A 20838-nucleotide genomic window follows, 5' to 3' on the forward strand; every position below is an offset into this window, starting at 1 on the left:
ACAGTATTGTTACTGGTGCCAGGCACCAGTAACAATACTGTAACAATTCTTCTGCAATCCCTTAATCAAAAAATCCAGCAACGCCTGCGCTGCTGGATTAGGTTTTATTTATTTTTTCGGCTTTTTTCTTCCTGTTCCCATCTTTTCAATGAAGGAAATGGGTCGTATGCCCATTCGACTCGACCATTGTATTTGTACATGCCGTAATGCAAATGCGGTGGGAACTTCCCAGACGTTCCTTTTTTCCCGTATCCCGAACTTCCGACGTATCCAATTATTGTACCTGGCTCGAGTATATCTCCTTCTTTCAAATCCTTGGTAAATCCAGATAAGTGGGCATAATAATGATAGGTGTTATTTACGTCTCTAATGCCGATTCGCCAGCCACCATAGTCATTCCAGCCCATGACTTCCACTTTGCCAAAGGTAGTGGATTTTACGGGAACGCTATAAGAAGCAAACAAGTCAGTACCTTCATGCATTCGTCTACCGCCCCACCCTCTTGAGTCACCCCATGTACTGCGGTAACTATAATTGTGATTGATGCCAAGCGGAAAGGCACGAGCATCTAAATTTAGTGTTTCAAATTCCTTGTAAATTTCGGCGTTGGTCATTATTTGGTTTACGGTTTCGTCGCGTTGATAATATTCCTTCAATGCTTTTTCAAAACCTTTTTCCATAACCCCGAACTGCATTAAATATTCAGTTAATGCACTCATGACATCCTCATCATTTTCCCGGTCAGCGATTCCGTCTTTATTGCCATCTAATCCACGACCATTAAAAAAAGCAATCGAAGTTAAGTTTGTATCATCGCGCAAAGGATTCAGTACACCTGTCCAATACTCGTCGGAAAACTGAATAGCAACGACACCTTCACGCTTTGGAATATCGTTCCTAACTTCCTGGATATTGCGTTCAAACTGATCGATTGCAGCCAAATAATACCATGGCAACACATCACTCGAATATTTTATATAGTATTCCATTCGCTTTTCTAAAATTTGCTCCCTCGATGGTTCTTCAGCAGCAAAAACAGCCGTGGAAAAAAGAAAGACAAAAACACATGTAGAAAACGTCAGTTTCATCCAGCTAATCAAACAAAATACCTCCTTTTTCTATACAGTGTAGCTTTCCCCGCAGACCCTTTTTCATGAATAAATAACATATGTATTTCTAACAAAAACTCGGTTACATTAAAAAAACGACTGCTATAAAACAGTCGCTTCATCCAATAAATTTACTTCGAACAAGCACCAATAAAACATCTAAAAATCGTAGAAGAAATCAAATCATCTTTCAACAATAAGCTCTCCGGATGCCACTGTATCCCCATAACAAACGAATGATTTTCGCTTTCAAAAGCTTCAATAATACCATCACTTGCAACTCCACTTACCAAAAATCCAGACGGAATATTGCGGACTGCTTGATGATGAAAACTATTCACTTTAAACTTTTCCACTCCGGTTATACTACTTAAAATGGTTCCTTTCGTCACATGCACAAAATGAGAAGCATGCCAATTTGGAGCTTGTTGATCATGCTGCAAAAGTTCCCCCGTCGATTGTGCAAAAATATCCTGATACATATCTCCACCAGCAGCAATACTTAAAATTTGAGCACCTCGACAAATTCCTAAAATCGGCTTATTCTTCTGCAACATTTTTTGAACAAGTTGTATTTCAAACGCATCCCGTTCTGGGACAATACTTCCCAATCGAGGATGTGGCTCCTCCCCAAACAATGTCGGATCAATATCCCCACCGCCTGTTAAAAAAAGCCCGTCAATCATATTCGCAACTTCTTCCACACCAGCCTCTTGCAAATTGGGAAGTACAATGGGCAGTCCATTAAAACGTGTGACTGCATGAATATTAGCTGTAGAAACGGAGAGCACCTCTCCATTTAAATTCGATGATATTCCTATAACTGGATTCAAATAAATCCTCCTAAACGACTTATTCTATACGGTAACACTGGATTCTGTACATTTGCCCATTACGTCAAAGTCAAAACCAAATTCTTTTAGAATAGCTTCTGTATGTTCTCCAACATCCGGAATAGGATTCATAACAGTTCCTATTTCATCAAATGTAGCTGGTGGTAGCAATGCCTTTATGTTGCCAACTGGAGACTTCACTTCCGTCCAACGATTCCGAGCTTGTAGTTGAGGATGGTCCATTAATTCACTTACTGTATTCAGTCTTGCATTTGCTATTTTTGCTTCTTCGAGAAGTGCAATTATTTGAGCGGAATCCATCTTTTCAAGGGCTTTTTCAATAATGGACTTCAACAATTCTTTATTGGCTACTCGATTGGAATTATTGTTAAAACGGCTATCACTGGCTAGCTCGTTATCTTTTAGTACATCTGCACAAAAACGAGACCATTCCCGTTCATTTTGAATGCCAAGAAAAACTTGCTTTTGATCTCCTGCCATAAAAGGTCCATATGGATAGATAGTAGCGTGGCTGGCACCTGTCCTTTTTGGTTCAACCTCACCATACCCAGAATAATATAAAGGATATCCCATCCATTCTGCTAACGCCTCCAACATGGAGACTTCCAAAATGGCACCTTTCCCAGTTTTACTCCGAGCTATAATGGCAGTTAAAATTCCCGTATAGGCATACATCCCTGCAGCAATGTCTGCAATAGATATACCTGACTTAGAAGGTGTGTCTTCTGTTCCGGTTACAGAAACTAAACCTGCTTCACACTGAATTAGTAAATCATACGCTTTCTTATCCATATAAGGTCCAGAAGAACCATAACCCGAAATCCCACAAATGATTAAGTGCGGATACTTTTCTTTTAATTCGACCGCACTAAACCCAAGTCGATCAACCGCCCCAGGAGCCAAGTTTTGTATGAACACATCTGCCTTAGACAACAATTTATCTAAAACCTCTTTTGCTTCAGCTTGTTTTAGATCAAGCGTAATGGACTCCTTTGAACGATTGATCCAAACGAAATGACTGGCCATTCCTTTGACAGTCTTATCGTAATTGCGTGCGAAATCCCCAGTTTCCGGTCTTTCCACTTTAATAACACGTGCTCCTAAATCTGCAAGTTGTCTAGTAGCAAAAGGCGCTGCCACAGCTTGCTCCAGTGATACAACTGTAATCCCCTCTAAAGGTAACATACGATTTCCTCCCTACTCTTATACTCAATTACGCCTCCGAGTAATTGCGTCCAAATTTTGAATTGCTTTAGACAATTAACTCCCTTCAAAATCTGTGACATCCGCTGGAGGCTTAGGCCAATAGGATGTTGGTCACTCAGGCGTTGCCGCAAGACGCGGCGATCTTAGCCAAAGTTCCTCTACCCAGCAGTTTTTTTGTTGAGTCAAGTCAAGTCAAGTTAAATTAAACCAATCCATCTCCACCAAGTAGATGCAACAACTACTGTCGCGATTATTGCGATGATTGTCGCATAAAATCCAGGCTTTAAAAAATCTCTCTGTTCAATCATCCCAGTACTATGAACAAGTAAATTGGACATGGATTCCACTACGAACATAAATCCAAAAACACATGTTAATCCAGTAGCAAAACCAATCGCTAAAGGATCAATGCCAGCATTTTGTGCAACACTTATAATAATTGGCACTAACACGACCACTGCAGTCGACACATTTGAAATCATTTTATGAAATAGCTGAGCCATCAAAATAACAATAAATACAGCTAATAATGGATTTTGGATGAGTTCCATAAACCAAGGAACACTTAAATAATCACTTATTGTATTTGCTGCACCGGAATCAACAAATGTATACCCCATGGATAGAGTCACACTTAATAACAAAATCGTATTGTAATTGATCTTAATAACCGTTTCCCAATCGGCAATGCCTATTTTCGGTAATGTCATCAACACGACTCCGATTAATGCAGGGATGCTTGGATGCATTCCGTGAACTGGTTCCGTTAGCCAAAGTACAACGATAAAAAATAAAATGATCATACAAATGATTTCTTGTTTATTCACTGGGCCAAGTTCTTCTAATTTCACTTGCATCTGTTCTGCAATCTTAGGGAAATATTGTTGCTCTTCAGGCAATGGGAATACTTTCAACAAGAGAATCCATATAGCAGGTATCAAGATAAACCATAATGGAAATGTATAAAAAAACCATTCAAAATAGGTTATACTCACCCCTGCAAAACGATTAAGAATTTCTACGGTTAAAATATTTCCAATTGCAGCAGTCATCACTGCAGATCCACTAATAACCCCACCAAATGCAACGCCGAGCATCATCATCTTTCTGAAGTTACTTCCGGGCTTCGCCTTTACCGTTTGGATAATCATTGTGGAAACCGGTACAACTAAAGCAGTGCGAACTGCTGTTGATGGTATAAAGAAAGATTGTATTTGTTGGATAATAATAATGCTACCTAATAACCCTTTCGCACTACTTCCCCATTTTTTCAAAATTTTATAGGTCATTCGCTTAATGAGAGACGTTTCATTAACAGCGGTTGCAAGCATCATACCGGCAACTATCAAATAAGTAGCGGGTGAAGCAAATCCACTGAAAATGACAGACGAATCTGCAATATTAAAAATAAGCATGAGCAATAGAATGATCAATCCGGTAAGTCCTATAGGGATTGGCTCTAATGACCATAAAATAATTCCAAACGTGATAATACTAGTCATCAGTTTGGCGGAGTGAGAGAAAGTATCAGGCAATAAGAAAAACATGGCTAGAAATCCGACAATAGCAAAAGAAATATGTGCATATGTTTTAAAATCTTTACTTGTAAATATTTTCATGCCATTTTATCAATCCTTTTTTATAGCCTAATTGCACTTTTTACACCGCATGACAAATCCACCCGCCGAAATGATTCGTTTTAAAAAAGTTTGCAATTCTATGGAATCCAGCTTCTTCAAGTAAATCTCGCAGTTTTTCTTCCGAAATAGAAAACTCAGTTAAGGTACCCTTCATTAATTCTTCGACTTTCTCTTCTGGCAGTTTTGTCGTATCAAGCCAATAGTTTTTCCATAAAGTGACGAGTTCTTGAAACTCTGGATCAGTTGGATTACCGAATTTACTAACCAGTACAAATGGAGAACCAGGCTTCAAATGGGATCTTACTTTTTTTAAGAGTGCCAATTTATCATTTATATTAGGTATAAAATGAAGAACGAGAATGCAAGTCGCTGCATCAAACCTTGTCTCAATTGGAACATCTTCTATTGTTCCATGGATCAGTTCAACCCGATTGTCCATTTCCATTTGATTTACTTTCATCTTGGCAATTTCAAGCATATCCTTCGAAGGATCAACCGCTGTAAATTTCCATCCCAGATTGGTAGGTCCAAACGCTTTTAATTCATTTCCACCTCCACCACCAAGTATTAGAAGAGAAGCATTTTCTTCTAAATTGGCACGTAGAAATGTTTGGGAAAGTCGGAGCATTGGGTCGTAGGTAGGTAATGTCCGTCTTACTCCTTTATCATATTCAGTAGCAATATCACGATCGAACTCCATCTTGTTAGTCACCAACCGTACCTCCTATCATTCTATTTTGGCTACTGCATCCCAAATAGCCATATCAATAAACCCATTATCGGTTACAATAGCTTTTTCTTCTGCCCCTAGTTAGTATAAAATAATAGACTTTTGGCCTTTTTGTATACAGGGTAATCTACCATTTGATTATTTACTGTTATAGATGCCACTCCGTTTTCTTCTGCTGTTTCAAATGCCTCTATAATAGCTTTTGCATCTTTAATCTCATTTTCTGTAGGTGAGAAAAGTTGATGGGCCATTTGTATTTGCTTTGGATGAATAAGGAGTTTTCCTTTAAAACCAAGTTGTTTAGCTATTTTCGCTTCATTCTCAAAACCAGCAACATGATGAAAATTCGCATAGACCGTATCTATTGGCGCTTCAATTCCAGCGGCTCTAGAGGCAATAACAATTTGAGAACGGGCAAATAACAATTCCATCCCATTTGCCGAAAGTTCGCAGCCTATATCCAATGAAAAATCAATGGAACCAAATGCCATCCTCGAGACCATTTCATCAGCAGAAGCAATGGAATATGCAAATTGAATTCCTTTTGCCGTTTCAATTAACGGGATTACTTGGAAAGAAGGTGGGAGATCAATAGAAACCTCCCGAATTTTCTGGCAGACAAATTTAATATCATGATCACTTTCCGATTTAGGGACAATTATACCTGCTGCTCCATTTGTTACTGCGCAGATTAAATCTTCTACCCAAAAAGATGTCTCACAATCATTAATCCTTATATAAATCTCTTTTTCTTTACTAAACCTTATTAAAGATTCTTTCACTGTTTCTCTTGCATTATCTTTTTCAGCTAGTGCGACGGCATCCTCTAAATCGATAATGATACAGTCTGCATCCGATGAAATTGCTTTTTTAATCATGTCTCTATTTGTCCCAGGTACGAATAAGTAGGAGCGTGCAAGACTCATTATTTTCCCTCATTTACTAGATTGATTAATGGATACATTAGTTTCTTACACTGTTTCCAATACCGCTTTTCGCTGTTTCTTGTATATTGGCAATAATAGCGTCGGTTACTTCGGTAATAGTAGAATTCCCCCCAATATCAGGAGTTTTAATACCCGCATGGAGTGTACTTTCAATTGCATCTAATATTAGCGTACCCATCTCTGGCTCGCCGAGATGATCCAACATCATTTTTGCCGTCCAAATTTGACCAATTGGATTCGCAATACCTTTTCCATAAATATCAGGTGCAGAGCCGTGGACCGGTTCAAACATGGAAGGATATTTGCCATTTAAATTGACATTCGCTGCAGGAGCTATTCCAATACTCCCCATAATCGCCCCGCCAATATCACTTAAAATATCTCCAAATAGATTACTAGCTACAACAACATCCATCGTCTGAGGCTTTGTAATGAAAAAGGCAGATAATGCATCAATATGGATGTTTTGGACCTGAACATCCGAGAAATTTTGCGCTATTTCAGACAACACTTCATCCCAAAATGGCATGGAGTGGACGATTCCATTCGATTTTGTAGCGCTAGTTAAATGTCCACTTCTTTTTCTAGCTAGTTCAAAGGCATATTCCATCACACGAGAAACACCTTTTTTCGTGAATACAGCATTTTGCACTACTATTTCATCCAACCCATTATGAACCCTTCCACCGCTACTACTATATTCTCCCTCACTATTTTCCCGGACAATCAAAAGATCGAAGTCTTGTGGATTGGATAAAGGAGACACCATGCCTTTTAATAGTTTTGCAGGTCTTACATTGATGACCTGTTCAAATTCTCTACGAATTTTTAATAATAGACCGCCTAAAGAAATATGATCTTTTACTAAAGATGGATCTCCAATCGCTCCTAAAAAGATTGCATCACTTTGACTTAGTAAATCTAAACCATTGTCTGGCATCATTTTTCCATGTTCGACATAATACTGAGAGCTCCATGGATAATGTGTATGGTTGAATGTTAATCCACCGTGAATGTTAGCCACTGTATCTAACACGCGCAGTGCTTCTGGTACAACTTCTTTTCCTATTCCGTCCCCAGGAATGACAGCTAACTCTACTTTTTTCATTGTAAATCTCCTCCCATTTTGTATGTTATATTCAGTTCTTTCCAATCATATTTATTAGGTTTTCTTTTGTTCTTCTAATATGCTTTTCTGTTACTTCTCTTAACTTTATGGCGTCTTTTTCTTTAATATATTGCAACATTAAGCGATGCTCTTCATGTGCCTCCGATAAGTGATTGGCAAGTAAGCTAGGTGTATTTGGCGGAATGCCCTTCCACAATGTTTGAATAAAACCTTTAATTCTTTTCCACGGACAAGCCTCTATAATAATTTGATGGAATTCCTTATTTAATTTCATATAAATAAGCATGTCACTTTCGTTACTTTTTAATAAAAGCATTTTTTCGTATAAGCCTTCTAATTCTTTAATATCCTCTTCCTCTAAAAAAGGAAGGGATTGTACTGCTACTTCTCCTTCTAGCATCTGTCTAAGCTGATAAATTTCTTCAATGTCTTCAATGGAGACCGGAGTAACGATGGCACCTCTTCTTGGTTCAATGCGAACTAGTCCTTCTACTTCAAGCTGCCTCAATGCTTCACGAAGAGGCATTCTGCTCACCCCTAGTTTTTGAGCCCATTCTTCTTGAGTGAGACGATCCCCCATCTGAAACTCACCTTTTAGTATTAAATCTCTTAATTTGGTTGTTACTTTGGATTGTAGAGTTGCTCTATCCTGCTCTGTCAATTTGAAGTTTTCCATGGCGCACCCCTAGCTAGTTGTGGATATACTTTTTTCTCTTATTTCCACATCAAACATTTCTTCAATATGTTTGACAATGGCTGTATGATCTTGACTACCTTTTCCATCTGACCACGCTTGCTTCCATAGTTGAAAGGAAGCACTCGATATAAACATAGGCACTTTTTCTTCTTCTGCCATATTCATAGCAATCTTCAAATCCTTCACCATTAAATCGAGCGTAAATCCTACTTCGAAATTTCTCGTCAACACTTGGTTTGGAAATTTAAAATCACTGGAAAAACTTTTTCCTGTACTGGAATTAATGACATCCAACATTTTAGATGGATCTAATCCTAGTTTTACCCCAAGAGCGATTGCTTCTCCCGTTGCCGCTAAAGTCGTTGCGGAAATCATATTATTTAGTGCTTTGATCGTATGACCAGCCCCTATTTCACCAACATGAATAATATTCTGCCCAATGAAAGCTAAAAGTGGTTTAACTTCTTCAAAATCAGCAACTTCCCCGCCAACCATGATCGACAATGTCCCATCTTCCGCCTTCTTCACCCCTCCGCTAACAGGAGCATCGATCATCCGTAATCCCTTCTCCTGTAACATTTCACTCAGTTCCTTTGTCACAGATGGTATAGAAGTAGTCATATCGATTAATAGACTGTTCGGTCGTAACCCTTTCATCAAACCTTGTTGCCCAGTTAATATTTCCTTAACGATAAAGACATTTGGAAGAACAGTAATGACATACGGAAAGTTGGATGCTAAATCAGCAGGACTTTCTGTTTCCACTGCTCCTAAATCGACTAGTGCTTGTGTAAATGCTCTATTTACATCGAAAACTCCGACTTCGACACCTTGCGTTAATAACCTTTTAGCAATCCTACCGCCCATATTACCTAAACCAATTATTCCTACTCTCATTCATTTTCGTCCCTTTCTATTTCCGAATCATGTGATAAGAATGCTTTATAACCTATATTGAGCAACTCCTTCTTCGTAAACATCTCCTCCGTGAATATCATTAATGACAAACACTGGAAAGTTCTCAATCGTTAATTTCCTAATTGCTTCTGTCCCTAAATCTTCATATGCCACTATTTCAGATGATTTAATCGAACGAGAAATTAATGCGGCAGCGCCTCCGACTGCACCGAAATAGACAGCCTTATGTTTAATCATCGCCCTCTTCACTTCTTCGCTACGATAACCCTTTCCGATCATTCCCTTTAAGCCCGCTTCAAGTAAGGTTGGCGTATATAAATCCATTCTGCCGCTAGTCGTTGGTCCAGCTGATCCTATTACGTTTCCAGGCTTTGCTGGAGTTGGACCTACGTAATAAATAACTTGATTGGAAAGATCAAACGGGAAAGGAATGCCTTCTTTTTCATGTTCAACCATTCGTTTATGAGCGGCATCTCTAGCTGTATAAACAACACCCGACAATAATACGCGGTCGCCTGCTTTTAACAAAATAAGGTCAGCTTCTTGTAATGGTAAATTTATTTTTTTCTGCACAATTTGCCCTCCTTAATTTAAGATAGTAGTTTGATGGCGGCTGGCGTGACAGTTAAGATTAACGGCGACTGGTAATGCGGCGATATGACAAGATTCAACCTCTACCTTCACGTCTAGAGCCGTTGTACTTCCTCCCATCCCTTGCGGACCGATTCCTAATCGATTGATTTCCTTCATTAGTTCCTCTTCTAACTCGGCAACAACTGGGTCATCATGGCGAATACCTATAGGTCGAAACAATGATTTTTTCGCTAAGTAAGCGCAACGCTCAAAGTTCCCGCCAATTCCAACACCTACTACTAACGGAGGACAAGCATTAGGACCGGCTTCTTTTACAATGGATAAAATATATTTTTTCACACCTTCCATCCCGTCTGAAGGTTTTAACATTTTCAAATCACTCATATTTTCTGCACCCCCACCTTTTGCAGTCATATGAATCGTTATACTGTCTCCCTCCACTAAATCGATATGAACGATGGCTGGTGTATTATCTCCTGTATTTTTGCGATTCAAAGGATTGTAAATGATAGAGTTTCGCAAATAACCTTCACCGTATCCCTTTTTGACCCCTTCATTAATCGCATCAACCAAGCTTCCTCCAACAATATGACAGTCCTGCCCTACTTCCACGATAAAGACTGCCGTGCCCGTATCTTGGCACATTGGAACCCCTTCTGTTTTGGCAATATCTGCATTTTCTATTAGCTGCGTAATAACTTCTTTGCCTATTGGTGATTGTTCAGTTTGTAGCGCTAGTTTAAAAGCAGAATAAACATCTTCCCCCAAATTGTAATTCGATTTCTTACACATCTCTGCAACTTGTTCAACGATATGTTCGTAATGGATCTTTTTCATATACCATCCTACTTTCTCCTTTTTTCTAACGCACAATAGCAATTACGCCTCGGCGTAATTGCGTCTAGATTTTGAATCGAGCCCGAGGCCTACAGGATGTAGGTCATGCAGTCGTTGCGACAGGACGTCGCGAACTTAGACTGCCTTCCTTATAACTCCTTTCAAAATCTATGACATCCGCCGGAGGCTTTATCTTCGTTMAGCTGGCGTTTGAACACCCACTGAACAATAAACAAAACCACAGTCATATCACATTATCGGGATAAGAATCTTTTGCTGAATGAAGATAAAATGTACCGAGTGCTTTTGCTATTAGAATTCCTTTTTCATCGGTAATATCACATTCCGTAACGACCGTTTTATTTCCTTGATAAAGGATAGTTGGCGTTGCGATCAAATGAGAACCTTGCCCTTTTCGGATGAAATTCACCTTCAATTCTAATGTGAAAACCTTTTCTCCTTCTGCTAGTGACTTTAAAATAGTAAAGCCAATAGCAACATCCGCTAATGTATAAATGGCACCGCCTTGTGCAACTCCATATGTATTCTCATTTTGGATGCCTAATTTCATTTCGGTTGTACCATCTTCTTTTTGTTTGATACCGAGAAACTTTCCTAACAAATGCATCGGGATATCCGTCGTTTGCTGCTCAGTAGTGGAGGCTTGATAAAGAGACAGCAAATAGATTACTTGAGTCAACTCATTTTGCGATAGGCTTTCTAGTGTGTTTTGTATAACTTGTAGTTGTTCATTTCTATTAGCTTCCATCATTATTTCTCCCTCTTTATCGCGCCTCAACGGAGCTGTAATATCCCAACTTAATGAAGTTTCACCTTATCCTGCTTACTATATGGAAGACTGGTCATTAGATCCTCCGTATTTTCTAGTAGCTCGAGTTCTAATAAGTGGTTAATCATTTCGTTTTTGTTTGGAAATTCTCCAACCATATTTGTAAACTTTTCGATTAGTTCTTCTGCAGTAACAGCGTTTTCTGGATCGCCTTTTGGAAAATCAGATTGTTTATGAATGGTTTCTCCATTTGCGAAAACAACTTCCACTGTAGCTCCCCATTGTTCCGGATAGTTTGCATTGATTTGTGGATCAATACTTACATTTACCTTTTTTAATAGCTGTCGAATTTGACTATCCGATAAATTAGATTCATTAAAATCAGCTAAACCTGCGCTACCTGTTAAAATGGCTAAAGCGGAACAAAATTGTAAACTGAATTTAGCTGCATACTCGGTTGTTGGATCATCATTATCCGTTATATCAATGGCTGCTTTATATGATTTAACCGTAATGGATTCAATTTCATCAAGGGTTGGTTTGCGTTCCTGAAAAATCTCGATTAATAAATCAATGGCATGATGTGTATGGCGGCAGGACGCATGAATTTTAAAGGAATTTTCTAGAATCTTAAATTCTTTTCCCAAACCATCCCTTATTTTGGATGCATCATATTGTTCACTCATTGCTTTAAAAAATCCTCGATTCCCTTCCAAAATTTTCTTCGGACCAGTGAAACCTTTTTGCGCTAAAAGTGCTGCAATCACACCGTTCATTGCAGCTTTTCCAGCATGTAGTTGTTTGGTCATTGCACCATCTACGATAAATTCCCACAGTCCGGCTGCTTGAGTGCCTGCATTCCCTAATGCAAAAACCATTTCTTCTTCTGTTAAATGCAGTAATTTAGCTACAGCAATTGCCGCACCAAATGTTCCGCATGTTGCAGTATTATGCCAATAATAGTAATGGGACGGGGAAACTGCTTCTCCAATTCTAAAACAAACTTCATAGCCAATTACAATTGCTGTTATTAACTCTTTTCCTGATAGCTTTTTCCATTGCGCTACGGCAAGAGCAGCGGGAATGACAACTGTAGCCGCGTGGATTATAGATCCTTTATGGATGTCATCCAGTTCAACAATATGACTTGCTGCACCGTTCAATAGTGCTGCATTTACAACAGATGATTTACCTCCAGTGAATAGACTAGCCTGTTCCAAACCACCCATTTCGTTTACTAGTTCACTAATCATCTGGATCGGTACTTTATCAGAACCCGCGATTGCTGACCCAAAGTAATCCAAAATACATAGCTTTGTAAACTCCACAACTTCTGGAGGCAGTTTTTCATAGCTTAGTTCATGACTGTATTTTGCTAACTCTCTACTTAAGTCCATTTCTCACCACTCCTTTATGAAATAAATGGAAATAGGTCCTTGTACATACAAGGACCTTGTCACCTTAAAAAGATCTAGGAAGTCCTAAAATATGCTGAGCAACATAGCTAACGACAAGATTATTCGTTACAGGAGCAACGATAAATAAGCGCGCTTCTCTAAACTTACGCTCGATATGGTATTCAGAAGCAAATCCATAACCACCAAATGTATCCATCGCCGCATTTGCCGCTTTCCATGTTGCTTCGGAAGCTAAATATTTGGCCATATTTGCTTCTGCACCACATACTTCATTTGCATCAAACATTTTCGCTGCTTTATCTCGCATTAACTTAGCCGCTTCGATTTCCATGTATGAACGAGAAATTGGAAACTGAACGCCTTGGTTTTGCCCAATTGGTCTGCCAAAAACTTCTCGCTCATTGGCATATTTCACTGATTTATCAACGAAATATAAACCATCTCCAACACTTTCAGAAGCGATTAAAATTCGTTCTGCATTCATTCCACTTAACACATAACGGAACCCTTTTCCTTCTTCGCCGATTAAGTTTTCTACTGGGATCTCGACATTTTCAAAGAATACTTCCGTCGTTGCGTGGTTAATCATTGTATCGATTTCTTGAATGGTAATTCGATCCTTTTGATCTTGCATATCTAGAATAAACAAGCTCAATCCATCCGTCTTTTTAGCCACTTGATCTTTGGGTGTTGTTCTTGCCAGTAACAACATTAAGTCTGAGTATTTTGCACGGGACGTCCAAATTTTTTGCCCGTTTACAATGTATTTATCCCCTTTGCGCTCCGCTGTTGTAATAATGCTAGTCGTATCACTTCCAGCAGTTGGCTCAGTCACACCAAAGGCTTGCAGACGTAATTCACCACTTGCAATTTTCGGCAAAAAGCGATTTTTTTGTTCTTCATTTCCATGACGTAAAACTGCTCCCATTGTATACATTTGCGCATGACCCGCACCTGCATTACCACCAGAGCGATTGATTTCTTCCAGAATAATCCCTGCCTCAATCATGCCAAGACCCGCACCACCGTATTGTTCTGGGATTAATACAGATAGCCAACCTTCATCTGTAAGTGCTTTAATAAATTTCTCCGGATATTCTTGTTTTTTATCGATTTCTTTCCAGTAATCTTCCGGGAATTTCTCGCAAAGTGATCGTACACTCTTTCTAATAAGATCTATATCTTCCTTTGTGCTTAATACCATTAAAAACATCCTCCCTGTTTTTCGTTAAATGATTATTTTCCTTGCCAATTTGCTTTTCTTTTTTCATTGAAGGCTAAAATTCCTTCCAGTCTATCTTCCGAATTTGCGCATGTATAATATTGATCCAATTCGATGGACAAAGCAGTATTAATATCCGTTTGAAGACCTGTATTGATCGACTTTTTAATAGCTTTCAATGACAGTGGTGCATTGTTGGCAATTTCTTTTGCAATTTCCAAGGTATTCAGTAACAACTCATCTTTTGCGAATATGCCATTTACAATCCCAGCATCTAATGCGCTTTGTGCATCTATTTGGTTTCCTCTAAATAAAAACTCTTTCGCTAATCCTACCGGAATTGCCCGTGGTAAAAGCTGCGTTCCGCCAACGCCAGGAATAATTCCTAACTTCACTTCCGGTAATCCTACCTTCACATGCTCCGACACATAACGTAAGTCACAGCTCAAAAGCATTTCCATCCCGCCACCAAGTGCAAAACCATTCACTGCAGCAATAACAGGAAAAGGGAAATTTCGAAGTAAGCCGTACGCCTCCTCGAAAATATCATGTTGTTGTTTCCACTGTTTGTTTGTCATCCCTTTTCTTTCTTTTAAATCGGCCCCAACACAGAAGCTTTTTTCACCTGAAGCTGTTAGGATCAATACACTTAAATCTTCTTTTTCTTGTAACTCCTTTAAACATTCCACTAGTTCAATCGCCATTAATGTATTTAAAGAGTTCAACGCTTCTGGTCTATTTAACTCGAGAATATAAACATTTTCCCCACTATACTCTTCGTTCAATAAAATAGTTTGCCATTTTTGCATACCTATTGCCTCCATGGGATTTTATATAATTGGAACTGGATATTTCCGATTAGAAGGTCCCGCTTTTCTTATATAGCTTGGTGTTTCGTGTTCTACAATGCCCTTTAGTGTATTGGAAGCAAGGATCAACTCATCTAAGGATAATCCCGTTTCAATTCCCATATTATGCAACATATGAACGACATCTTCTGTACAGACATTTCCAGTTGCCCCAGGTGCAAAAGGACAGCCTCCAAGTCCGCCAAGCGATGTATCGAAACTAGTGATACCCGCTTGCATGCTAGCGAGTATATTAGAAAGTCCCATTCCTCTTGTATTGTGGAAATGTAGATTAAATTTCTGATTTGGAAAATCGCTCTGTACATATACTAATAACTCGTACACTTGCTGAGGATTTGCCATACCAGTTGTATCCGCTAATGAAATCGTGTTAATATCCATTGCTACAACTTGCTTTAGAATATTATGGATTCTTTCCTTAGGTACTTCTCCTTCAAATGGACAACCGAATGTAGTGGCAATCGATACATTTAATTGCATGTTTTTTTGTTTACAAAATGCTTGGATTGTTTTTAATTCCTCCAGCGATTGTTCCGTGCGCTTATGCACATTTTGCAAATTATGTGATTCACTCGCAGAAAAAACAAAGTTCACTTGTTTTACACCATTTGCATAGGCATTTTCTGCCCCTTTTAAATTTGGGATTAAGGCTATCAATGTCAAATCCTTTTGAGCTTCTGTAATCAATGCATATAAATCACCGCTATTTGCCATTTGCGGTACTAATTTTGGATGAACAAATGATCCGAATTCGATTGTTTTTACATTGGCTTTCGTTAATTGGTCAAATAGCTCCTTCTTTTCTGCGATACTAATAATTTTTTTCTCTAGTTGTAAGCCATCCCGTAATACAACCTCATTGATCTGAACATGTTTAGGGAATTCCATCTAATACCTCCTATTCTTTTCTTTTTGTATTTTGTATCCAAAATAAAAGATTAAATTTTTTTATTTCTTGTCTTCTTTATCCATTTCATCAAACACTTCTTTTGCAGATCTAAAACTATCAATTGCTGCGGGTACTCCACAGTAAATAGCTGTCTGTAAAAATACTTCTTGAATTTCATCTTTGGTTAAGCCGTTATTAATGGCACCTCTTACATGGAGTTTTAATTCATGTGGTCTATTTAAAGCGGTAATCATGGCAAGATTTATCATGCTTCTCGTTTTCTTTGGTAAACCTGGTCTTGCCCATACCTCTCCCCAACAGTACTCAGTTACTAGTTCTTGCATGGGCATATTAAATTCAGTCGCATTTTGAATGGAACTATCTACATATTCTGCTCCAAGTACACTACGTCTTATTTCTAAGCCTTTTTCAAACTTTTCTTTGTTCACGGCAATTCACCTGCTTCTTTTTATTTGGATAACAATTTGTGTTTTTGATTCATTAATATTAACTCGTCTATGGAAGGATACTCATCTAAATGTAAAAGGAATTTTGCCATATTATCTGAGCTTGATTTGCCTAGTTTTTCTTCCACCAGGCTCCCAAACTTTGTTAATAGTTCCTCTTCCAGCATTGGATTTTGGATACTACCTTTTGCATGCTGCACTTTATGTCTTATATGGGATCCATCTTTTAGAATGGCCGTCACTTCAACCTCTTCTTCTTTGATCGCTTCGTCTATCTTTATACTTATTTTCTTTTGCATGTCGATTACTTTTTTATTTTTCACTTTTTCATCTGTGTATTGCTTTTCACTTGCATTGCCCTCTAAAAATGCAATGGCAGCTGTGAAATATACACTAAATTTCCCTTCCAAACCTGTTTGAGGTGTTTCTTTTCCAGTCAATTCGAGTACATAAGGATGAACTTTTAGCTCGATAGATTGAAGGTCTTCAGGTGAAACTAATTTCTGTAAATAAAGACACGCATCAATCGAAGGATGTAGCACAATGCCACAAGCATACGGTTTAAAACTATTCTTCAATAGTTCCCAGTCTTGGCCCCAATTGATATTCACTTTTTCCAAGTCATGCGCTGGTGCCAGTACATTTGCAAACCCCCGCTTAGCTTCCAAAATCTGTTCAGAGCTTGTAAATCCTTTTTTAGCTAGTAATGCAGCAAGCAATCCATTTTGCGCGGCTTTTCCTGGATGGAATGGCTTCGTCATCGTTCCAAATACTTCTCTTAAACCAGAAGATTGCGTTCCTGCAATTCCTAATGCCCATAGGAATTGTTCCCGGTCCAACTTTAGAAGAATTCCCGCTGCAATAGCAGCACCGAATACGCCAGTTGAACTCGTAATATGCCATCCAAGTTGATAATGACTTGGATAAACCGCATTAGCGATTCTTAATTCTGCTTCGCATCCTAAAATAAATGCATGTACGATTTCTTTTCCACTTAAGCCCAAATGCTCCCCTAAAGCAAAAACTACTGGAGCAACTGGACCACTGGGATGATGAATCGTATCTAAGTGAGTGTCATCATAATCAAAAATGTGGGATGATGTTCCATTTATTAATGCCGCCATTAATAAATCAACCTTTTCTTCCCTTCCAAAAATGGAGACTTGTTGTGCAGATTGTAAGTCATTTGTTAATTCGAGCAATATATCAATAGAAGGGTGGGTAGAGGCCCCAACAGCTACACCCATCCAATTTAACAAACTTCTCTTCCCATGAAGTATTACTTCTTGTGGAATTTCTTCATAGGAAGTCGATAAACAATGATCTACTAAAGTTTTCGTCACCATTTTTATTCCACCTTTTTACACTTTCCTATTTGCGGAAAGATTTATTTAATTTCCTGCATTTCTTGCTGCTTCAATTACATCCGCACCTATTTCTTCCTCATATTCTGCATAAATAGGCTCTAACACTTTTCTAAATTCTTCAATTTGCTCCGGTGTTAATTCTACAATCTCCACATTTCCTCTTTCTTTAATCGTTTCAAGCGCTTTTTCATTTAGACTTTTTGCTTCAGCACGTGCCACCTCAGTACCTGCTGCTAGTCCTCCTTCTACAATTGCTTTTGTCGCTTCGTTCATACTGTCCCAAAACTTCGTGTTCGTGAATACGGCATAGTCCACACGTGTATGGTTCATAATTGTCATATATTTTTGAACTTCATCAAACTTTTTAGATTCAATATTACTAAATGTGTTCTCTTGTCCGTCTACTACCCCTTGATCAAGTGCTGTGTATAATTCTCCAAAAGGAATAGACTCAGAACCCGCCCCAAGTGCCGTATACAAAGATTCTAATACTTGACCACCTTGCGTACGGAATTTTAACCCMTTTAAATCTGCTGGGCTACTAATGGCATGTTTACCATTCGTTAAATGTTTTCCACCATTTGGCCACATAGATAATCCAAGAACACCATCTCCTTTAAGACTACCTAATACTTCTTGCCCTTTTTCTCCATCCCAAAATGCAATTGCTTCTTCGTCATCCGCAAAGGCAAATGGAAGTGCAGGAACATTAAATTGTGGATTGTTTCCAACGAATTTGGTTAAGTCCGGTGCGATAAACTGAATATTATTTGCTACTAGATTTTGATATTCATCTTGATCTCCAAAAAGGGAACTGTTTGGATAGATTTCTACTTTAATCTTGCCATCTGATTCTTTTTCAATGTATTCTTTCATAGCTAGTGCACCTTGATGCTTTGGAGTATTTTCCGCTACAACATGGGAAAATTTAATCTTTAAATCTTGAACACCGTCGCTACTTTCCCCAGACACTGCAACTTTTTCATCACTTTGGCAAGCTCCTAGAACAAATATGGATATGATCAATAATAGAAAGATAGATAACTTTTTCACAAAAATCCCCCTTAAATTTTTAATAAAAAAATAATAAATTCGAGTTTTACATCATAACTAGTGAAAAGGCTTTCAAAAAAGCAATTCCATTTTACTTCCACACACCACACTTTCTTATTGACTTTTATGAAGATTAAATAGGAGTTGTCTAACATGTTATGAATCTTGTTTATTGGATACAACTCAAATAACAAATTATCACAACAAAAAAACAATGTAAAGAAAAATTAAAATATTTAGTATATTCTGCATTAAAGTATTGTTTTTTAAATGTTCGTATATTACTATTTAGTTTGTAATCCTGTATCCGAAATACGAAATTGATAAAAGGAGGAATTTTATTGAAAGTTTTAAATTTTATTGAAAGCGCTTTATCTGGTTTTTTATTCCTTGTAGGCATTTGTGTTAGTCTCTATTCAGTCTTTATGAGATACGTCGTTGGGTCCTCTCAAAGTTGGGCAACAGAAGTTTATACGATGCTTCTTGTATGGGCTATTTTCATAGGATTCTCTACAGCTTTAAAAGATGATAAGCATATTGCCATTGAAATTCTTTATGACAAATCAGGTCCAAAGATGAGAAGTTTCTGCCAAATCATTACTTTTATTATTGGGATAGGCTTTAGTATATTTATCTTTTGGACAGGCTTAGAGATGGTTTTAGTAGCGCATGCACAAGCTATTAAAACGATTGATCTTGGTTTCCCTATTTGGATTAACTACTTGATCATGCCAATCGCCGGAGCTTTGTTATTTATTCGTTTCTGTGAGAAAGCATATAGATTTTTCGTGAAAAAAGAAGATGTGACTAGCGGAGGTGATTTAGAATGGCAGCAATAATCGTCATAGGTTTGTTGTTTGTATTAGCCTTTTTAAGAGTCCCTATTGCAATAAGTTTAGTAGTATCTAGTATTACTGGTCTTTTTTTGGTAGACTTCTCGCTTAACACGGTCATCCAAAAAATGTTTACTGGGGTGAATAGTACTACACTAATGGCCATTCCAGGCTTTGTATTCGCTGGTCTCATCATGGCTAAAGGCGGTATTTCCAAATATTTAATCGAGTGTATTAAAACTTGGGTAGGTCATACTAAGGGCGGTCTGTCGGTCGTTGCTGTTCTTACATGTATGATTTTTGCTGCAATCTCTGGATCGAGCCCCGCTACTGCAGCAGCAATCGGAGCTATTATGATCCCGATGATGGTTAAAGCTGGATATGAGAAGAATTACGCAATGGGATTAGTAGCGGCAGCTGGGACACTTGGAATTTTAATTCCTCCTTCTATCCCACTTATTCTTTACAGTTCTGTTTCGGAAGAATCCACAGGAAAATTATTTTCAGCAGGTATTTTGCCAGGAATATTACTTGGCTTGGCACTAATGGTGTATGCAGTGATCGTAGCGCATCGAAAAGGCTATGGTGGATTGGAAAAAGTGCCTGTAAACGAACGGTGGAGACCTACTTTAAAAGCGGTATGGGGATTAATCATGCCTGTCCTTATATTAGGGGCAATTTATAGTGGGATTGTAACCCCAACGGAAGCATCCTTTTTAGCTTGTTTATACTCTATTATTGTATCTATTTTTATTTACCGAGAATTAGATTGGTCTAAATTTAAACAAATTGTAACAGAATCTATTACGACAACATCGATGATCTTTTTAATTATTGCCGCTGCCCTAATACTAGGAATGTTTTTAACAACAGAACAAATTCCACAAGAGTTTGCTACTTGGGTAAGTGATAGCGGGTTTAATAAATGGACGTTTTTAATTATCATTAGTATTTTATTTTTTATCCTTGGAATGTTCTTAGAGCCAACTGCCATCATACTTATTACACTTCCAATTTTATTGCCAATCATTACTGCATTGGATATTAACGTAATCCATTTTGCAATCATCATGGTAGTTAACATGGAGCTTGGTATGATTACACCACCTGTCGGACTCAATTTGTTCGTCGTCAGTGCCATCGCCGAGGAAAAAGTCGATCGAGTAATCAAAGGAGTAATACCATTTTTCGCCATATTCGCGATCGTACTTGTGCTTATTATCATTTTCCCTCAAATTTCCTTAATTCTTACCAAGTAATTGTTACAGG

Annotated in this window: 21 protein-coding genes; 2 read left to right on the forward strand and 19 right to left on the reverse strand. The window is 38.2% G+C overall.

The window, feature by feature from the left end:
- Nucleotides 1–104 precede the first annotated feature (104 nt).
- From AC1DFT_RS12070 to AC1DFT_RS12160, 19 genes are all read right to left on the reverse strand, one after another.
- Nucleotides 105–1088, reverse strand: coding sequence for a M23 family metallopeptidase (locus AC1DFT_RS12070; RefSeq protein ID WP_478159092.1), 984 nt, complete (start codon nucleotides 1086–1088; stop codon nucleotides 105–107).
- A 152-nt stretch (nucleotides 1089–1240) separates the two neighbouring features.
- Nucleotides 1241–1942: a gamma-glutamyl-gamma-aminobutyrate hydrolase family protein gene (locus AC1DFT_RS12075; protein WP_478159001.1), complete on the reverse strand. Its 702-nt coding sequence runs from the start codon at nucleotides 1940–1942 to the stop codon at nucleotides 1241–1243.
- Nucleotides 1943–1966: 24 nt separating this feature from the next.
- The gene (locus AC1DFT_RS12080) at nucleotides 1967–3148 is read right to left on the reverse strand and encodes a CaiB/BaiF CoA transferase family protein (RefSeq protein ID WP_478159002.1); all 1182 of its coding nucleotides are present in this window, start codon (nucleotides 3146–3148) and stop codon (nucleotides 1967–1969) included.
- Between the two features lie 218 nt (nucleotides 3149–3366).
- The gene (locus AC1DFT_RS12085) at nucleotides 3367–4788 is read right to left on the reverse strand and encodes an SLC13 family permease (RefSeq protein WP_478159003.1); all 1422 of its coding nucleotides are present in this window, start codon (nucleotides 4786–4788) and stop codon (nucleotides 3367–3369) included.
- 40 nt (nucleotides 4789–4828) lie between these two features.
- A complete protein-coding gene (locus AC1DFT_RS12090) occupies nucleotides 4829–5521 on the reverse strand; it encodes a methyltransferase (protein ID WP_478159004.1) in 693 nt (230 codons plus the stop codon).
- 95 nt (nucleotides 5522–5616) lie between these two features.
- Entirely contained in the window at nucleotides 5617–6465 is an 849-nt protein-coding gene (locus tag AC1DFT_RS12095) for an HpcH/HpaI aldolase/citrate lyase family protein (RefSeq protein ID WP_478159005.1), read from the reverse strand.
- 37 nt (nucleotides 6466–6502) lie between these two features.
- A complete protein-coding gene (locus tag AC1DFT_RS12100) occupies nucleotides 6503–7594 on the reverse strand; it encodes a tartrate dehydrogenase (protein WP_478159006.1) in 1092 nt (363 codons plus the stop codon).
- Between the two features lie 31 nt (nucleotides 7595–7625).
- Complete coding sequence (locus tag AC1DFT_RS12105) at nucleotides 7626–8291, reverse strand: GntR family transcriptional regulator (RefSeq protein ID WP_478159007.1); 666 nt, start codon at nucleotides 8289–8291, stop codon at nucleotides 7626–7628.
- Between the two features lie 9 nt (nucleotides 8292–8300).
- Nucleotides 8301–9209 carry an NAD(P)-dependent oxidoreductase gene (locus AC1DFT_RS12110; protein ID WP_478159008.1) on the reverse strand — a complete coding sequence of 303 codons (909 nt, stop codon included), beginning with the start codon at nucleotides 9207–9209 and terminating at the stop codon, nucleotides 8301–8303.
- Between the two features lie 45 nt (nucleotides 9210–9254).
- Entirely contained in the window at nucleotides 9255–9803 is a 549-nt protein-coding gene (locus tag AC1DFT_RS12115) for a Fe-S-containing hydro-lyase (protein ID WP_478159009.1), read from the reverse strand.
- A 12-nt stretch (nucleotides 9804–9815) separates the two neighbouring features.
- Nucleotides 9816–10661, reverse strand: a complete 846-nt coding sequence (locus AC1DFT_RS12120) for a fumarate hydratase (protein ID WP_478159010.1) — start codon at nucleotides 10659–10661, stop codon at nucleotides 9816–9818.
- Between the two features lie 244 nt (nucleotides 10662–10905).
- Complete coding sequence (locus tag AC1DFT_RS12125) at nucleotides 10906–11430, reverse strand: PaaI family thioesterase (RefSeq protein WP_478159011.1); 525 nt, start codon at nucleotides 11428–11430, stop codon at nucleotides 10906–10908.
- Nucleotides 11431–11480: 50 nt separating this feature from the next.
- On the reverse strand, nucleotides 11481–12848 hold the full coding sequence (locus AC1DFT_RS12130; protein WP_478159012.1) for an MmgE/PrpD family protein: 1368 nt from the start codon (nucleotides 12846–12848) through the stop codon (nucleotides 11481–11483).
- Between the two features lie 64 nt (nucleotides 12849–12912).
- Nucleotides 12913–14073: an acyl-CoA dehydrogenase family protein gene (locus tag AC1DFT_RS12135; protein ID WP_478159013.1), complete on the reverse strand. Its 1161-nt coding sequence runs from the start codon at nucleotides 14071–14073 to the stop codon at nucleotides 12913–12915.
- 32 nt (nucleotides 14074–14105) lie between these two features.
- A complete protein-coding gene (locus tag AC1DFT_RS12140; protein ID WP_478159014.1) occupies nucleotides 14106–14900 on the reverse strand; it encodes an enoyl-CoA hydratase/isomerase family protein in 795 nt (264 codons plus the stop codon).
- A gap of 21 nt (nucleotides 14901–14921) precedes the next feature.
- On the reverse strand, nucleotides 14922–15848 hold the full coding sequence (locus AC1DFT_RS12145) for a hydroxymethylglutaryl-CoA lyase (protein ID WP_478159015.1): 927 nt from the start codon (nucleotides 15846–15848) through the stop codon (nucleotides 14922–14924).
- 60 nt (nucleotides 15849–15908) lie between these two features.
- Nucleotides 15909–16298 (reverse strand): 4-carboxymuconolactone decarboxylase, encoded by a 390-nt coding sequence (gene pcaC / locus AC1DFT_RS12150; protein ID WP_478159016.1) that lies wholly within the window; start codon nucleotides 16296–16298, stop codon nucleotides 15909–15911.
- Nucleotides 16299–16318: 20 nt separating this feature from the next.
- Entirely contained in the window at nucleotides 16319–17662 is a 1344-nt protein-coding gene (locus AC1DFT_RS12155) for an MmgE/PrpD family protein (RefSeq protein WP_478159017.1), read from the reverse strand.
- 45 nt (nucleotides 17663–17707) lie between these two features.
- Nucleotides 17708–18736, reverse strand: coding sequence for a DctP family TRAP transporter solute-binding subunit (locus AC1DFT_RS12160; RefSeq protein ID WP_478159018.1), 1029 nt, complete (start codon nucleotides 18734–18736; stop codon nucleotides 17708–17710).
- Nucleotides 18737–19077: 341 nt separating this feature from the next.
- Between AC1DFT_RS12160 and AC1DFT_RS12165 the strand changes: the two genes are divergently transcribed.
- Nucleotides 19078–19575, forward strand: coding sequence for a TRAP transporter small permease (locus AC1DFT_RS12165; protein WP_478159019.1), 498 nt, complete (start codon nucleotides 19078–19080; stop codon nucleotides 19573–19575).
- Entirely contained in the window at nucleotides 19563–20828 is a 1266-nt protein-coding gene (locus AC1DFT_RS12170) for a TRAP transporter large permease (RefSeq protein ID WP_478159020.1), read from the forward strand. The genes AC1DFT_RS12165 and AC1DFT_RS12170 overlap by 13 nt, the downstream gene beginning before the upstream one ends.
- Nucleotides 20829–20838: the final 10 nt, after the last annotated feature.

The organism is Psychrobacillus sp. 05T411 (assembly GCF_056396485.1).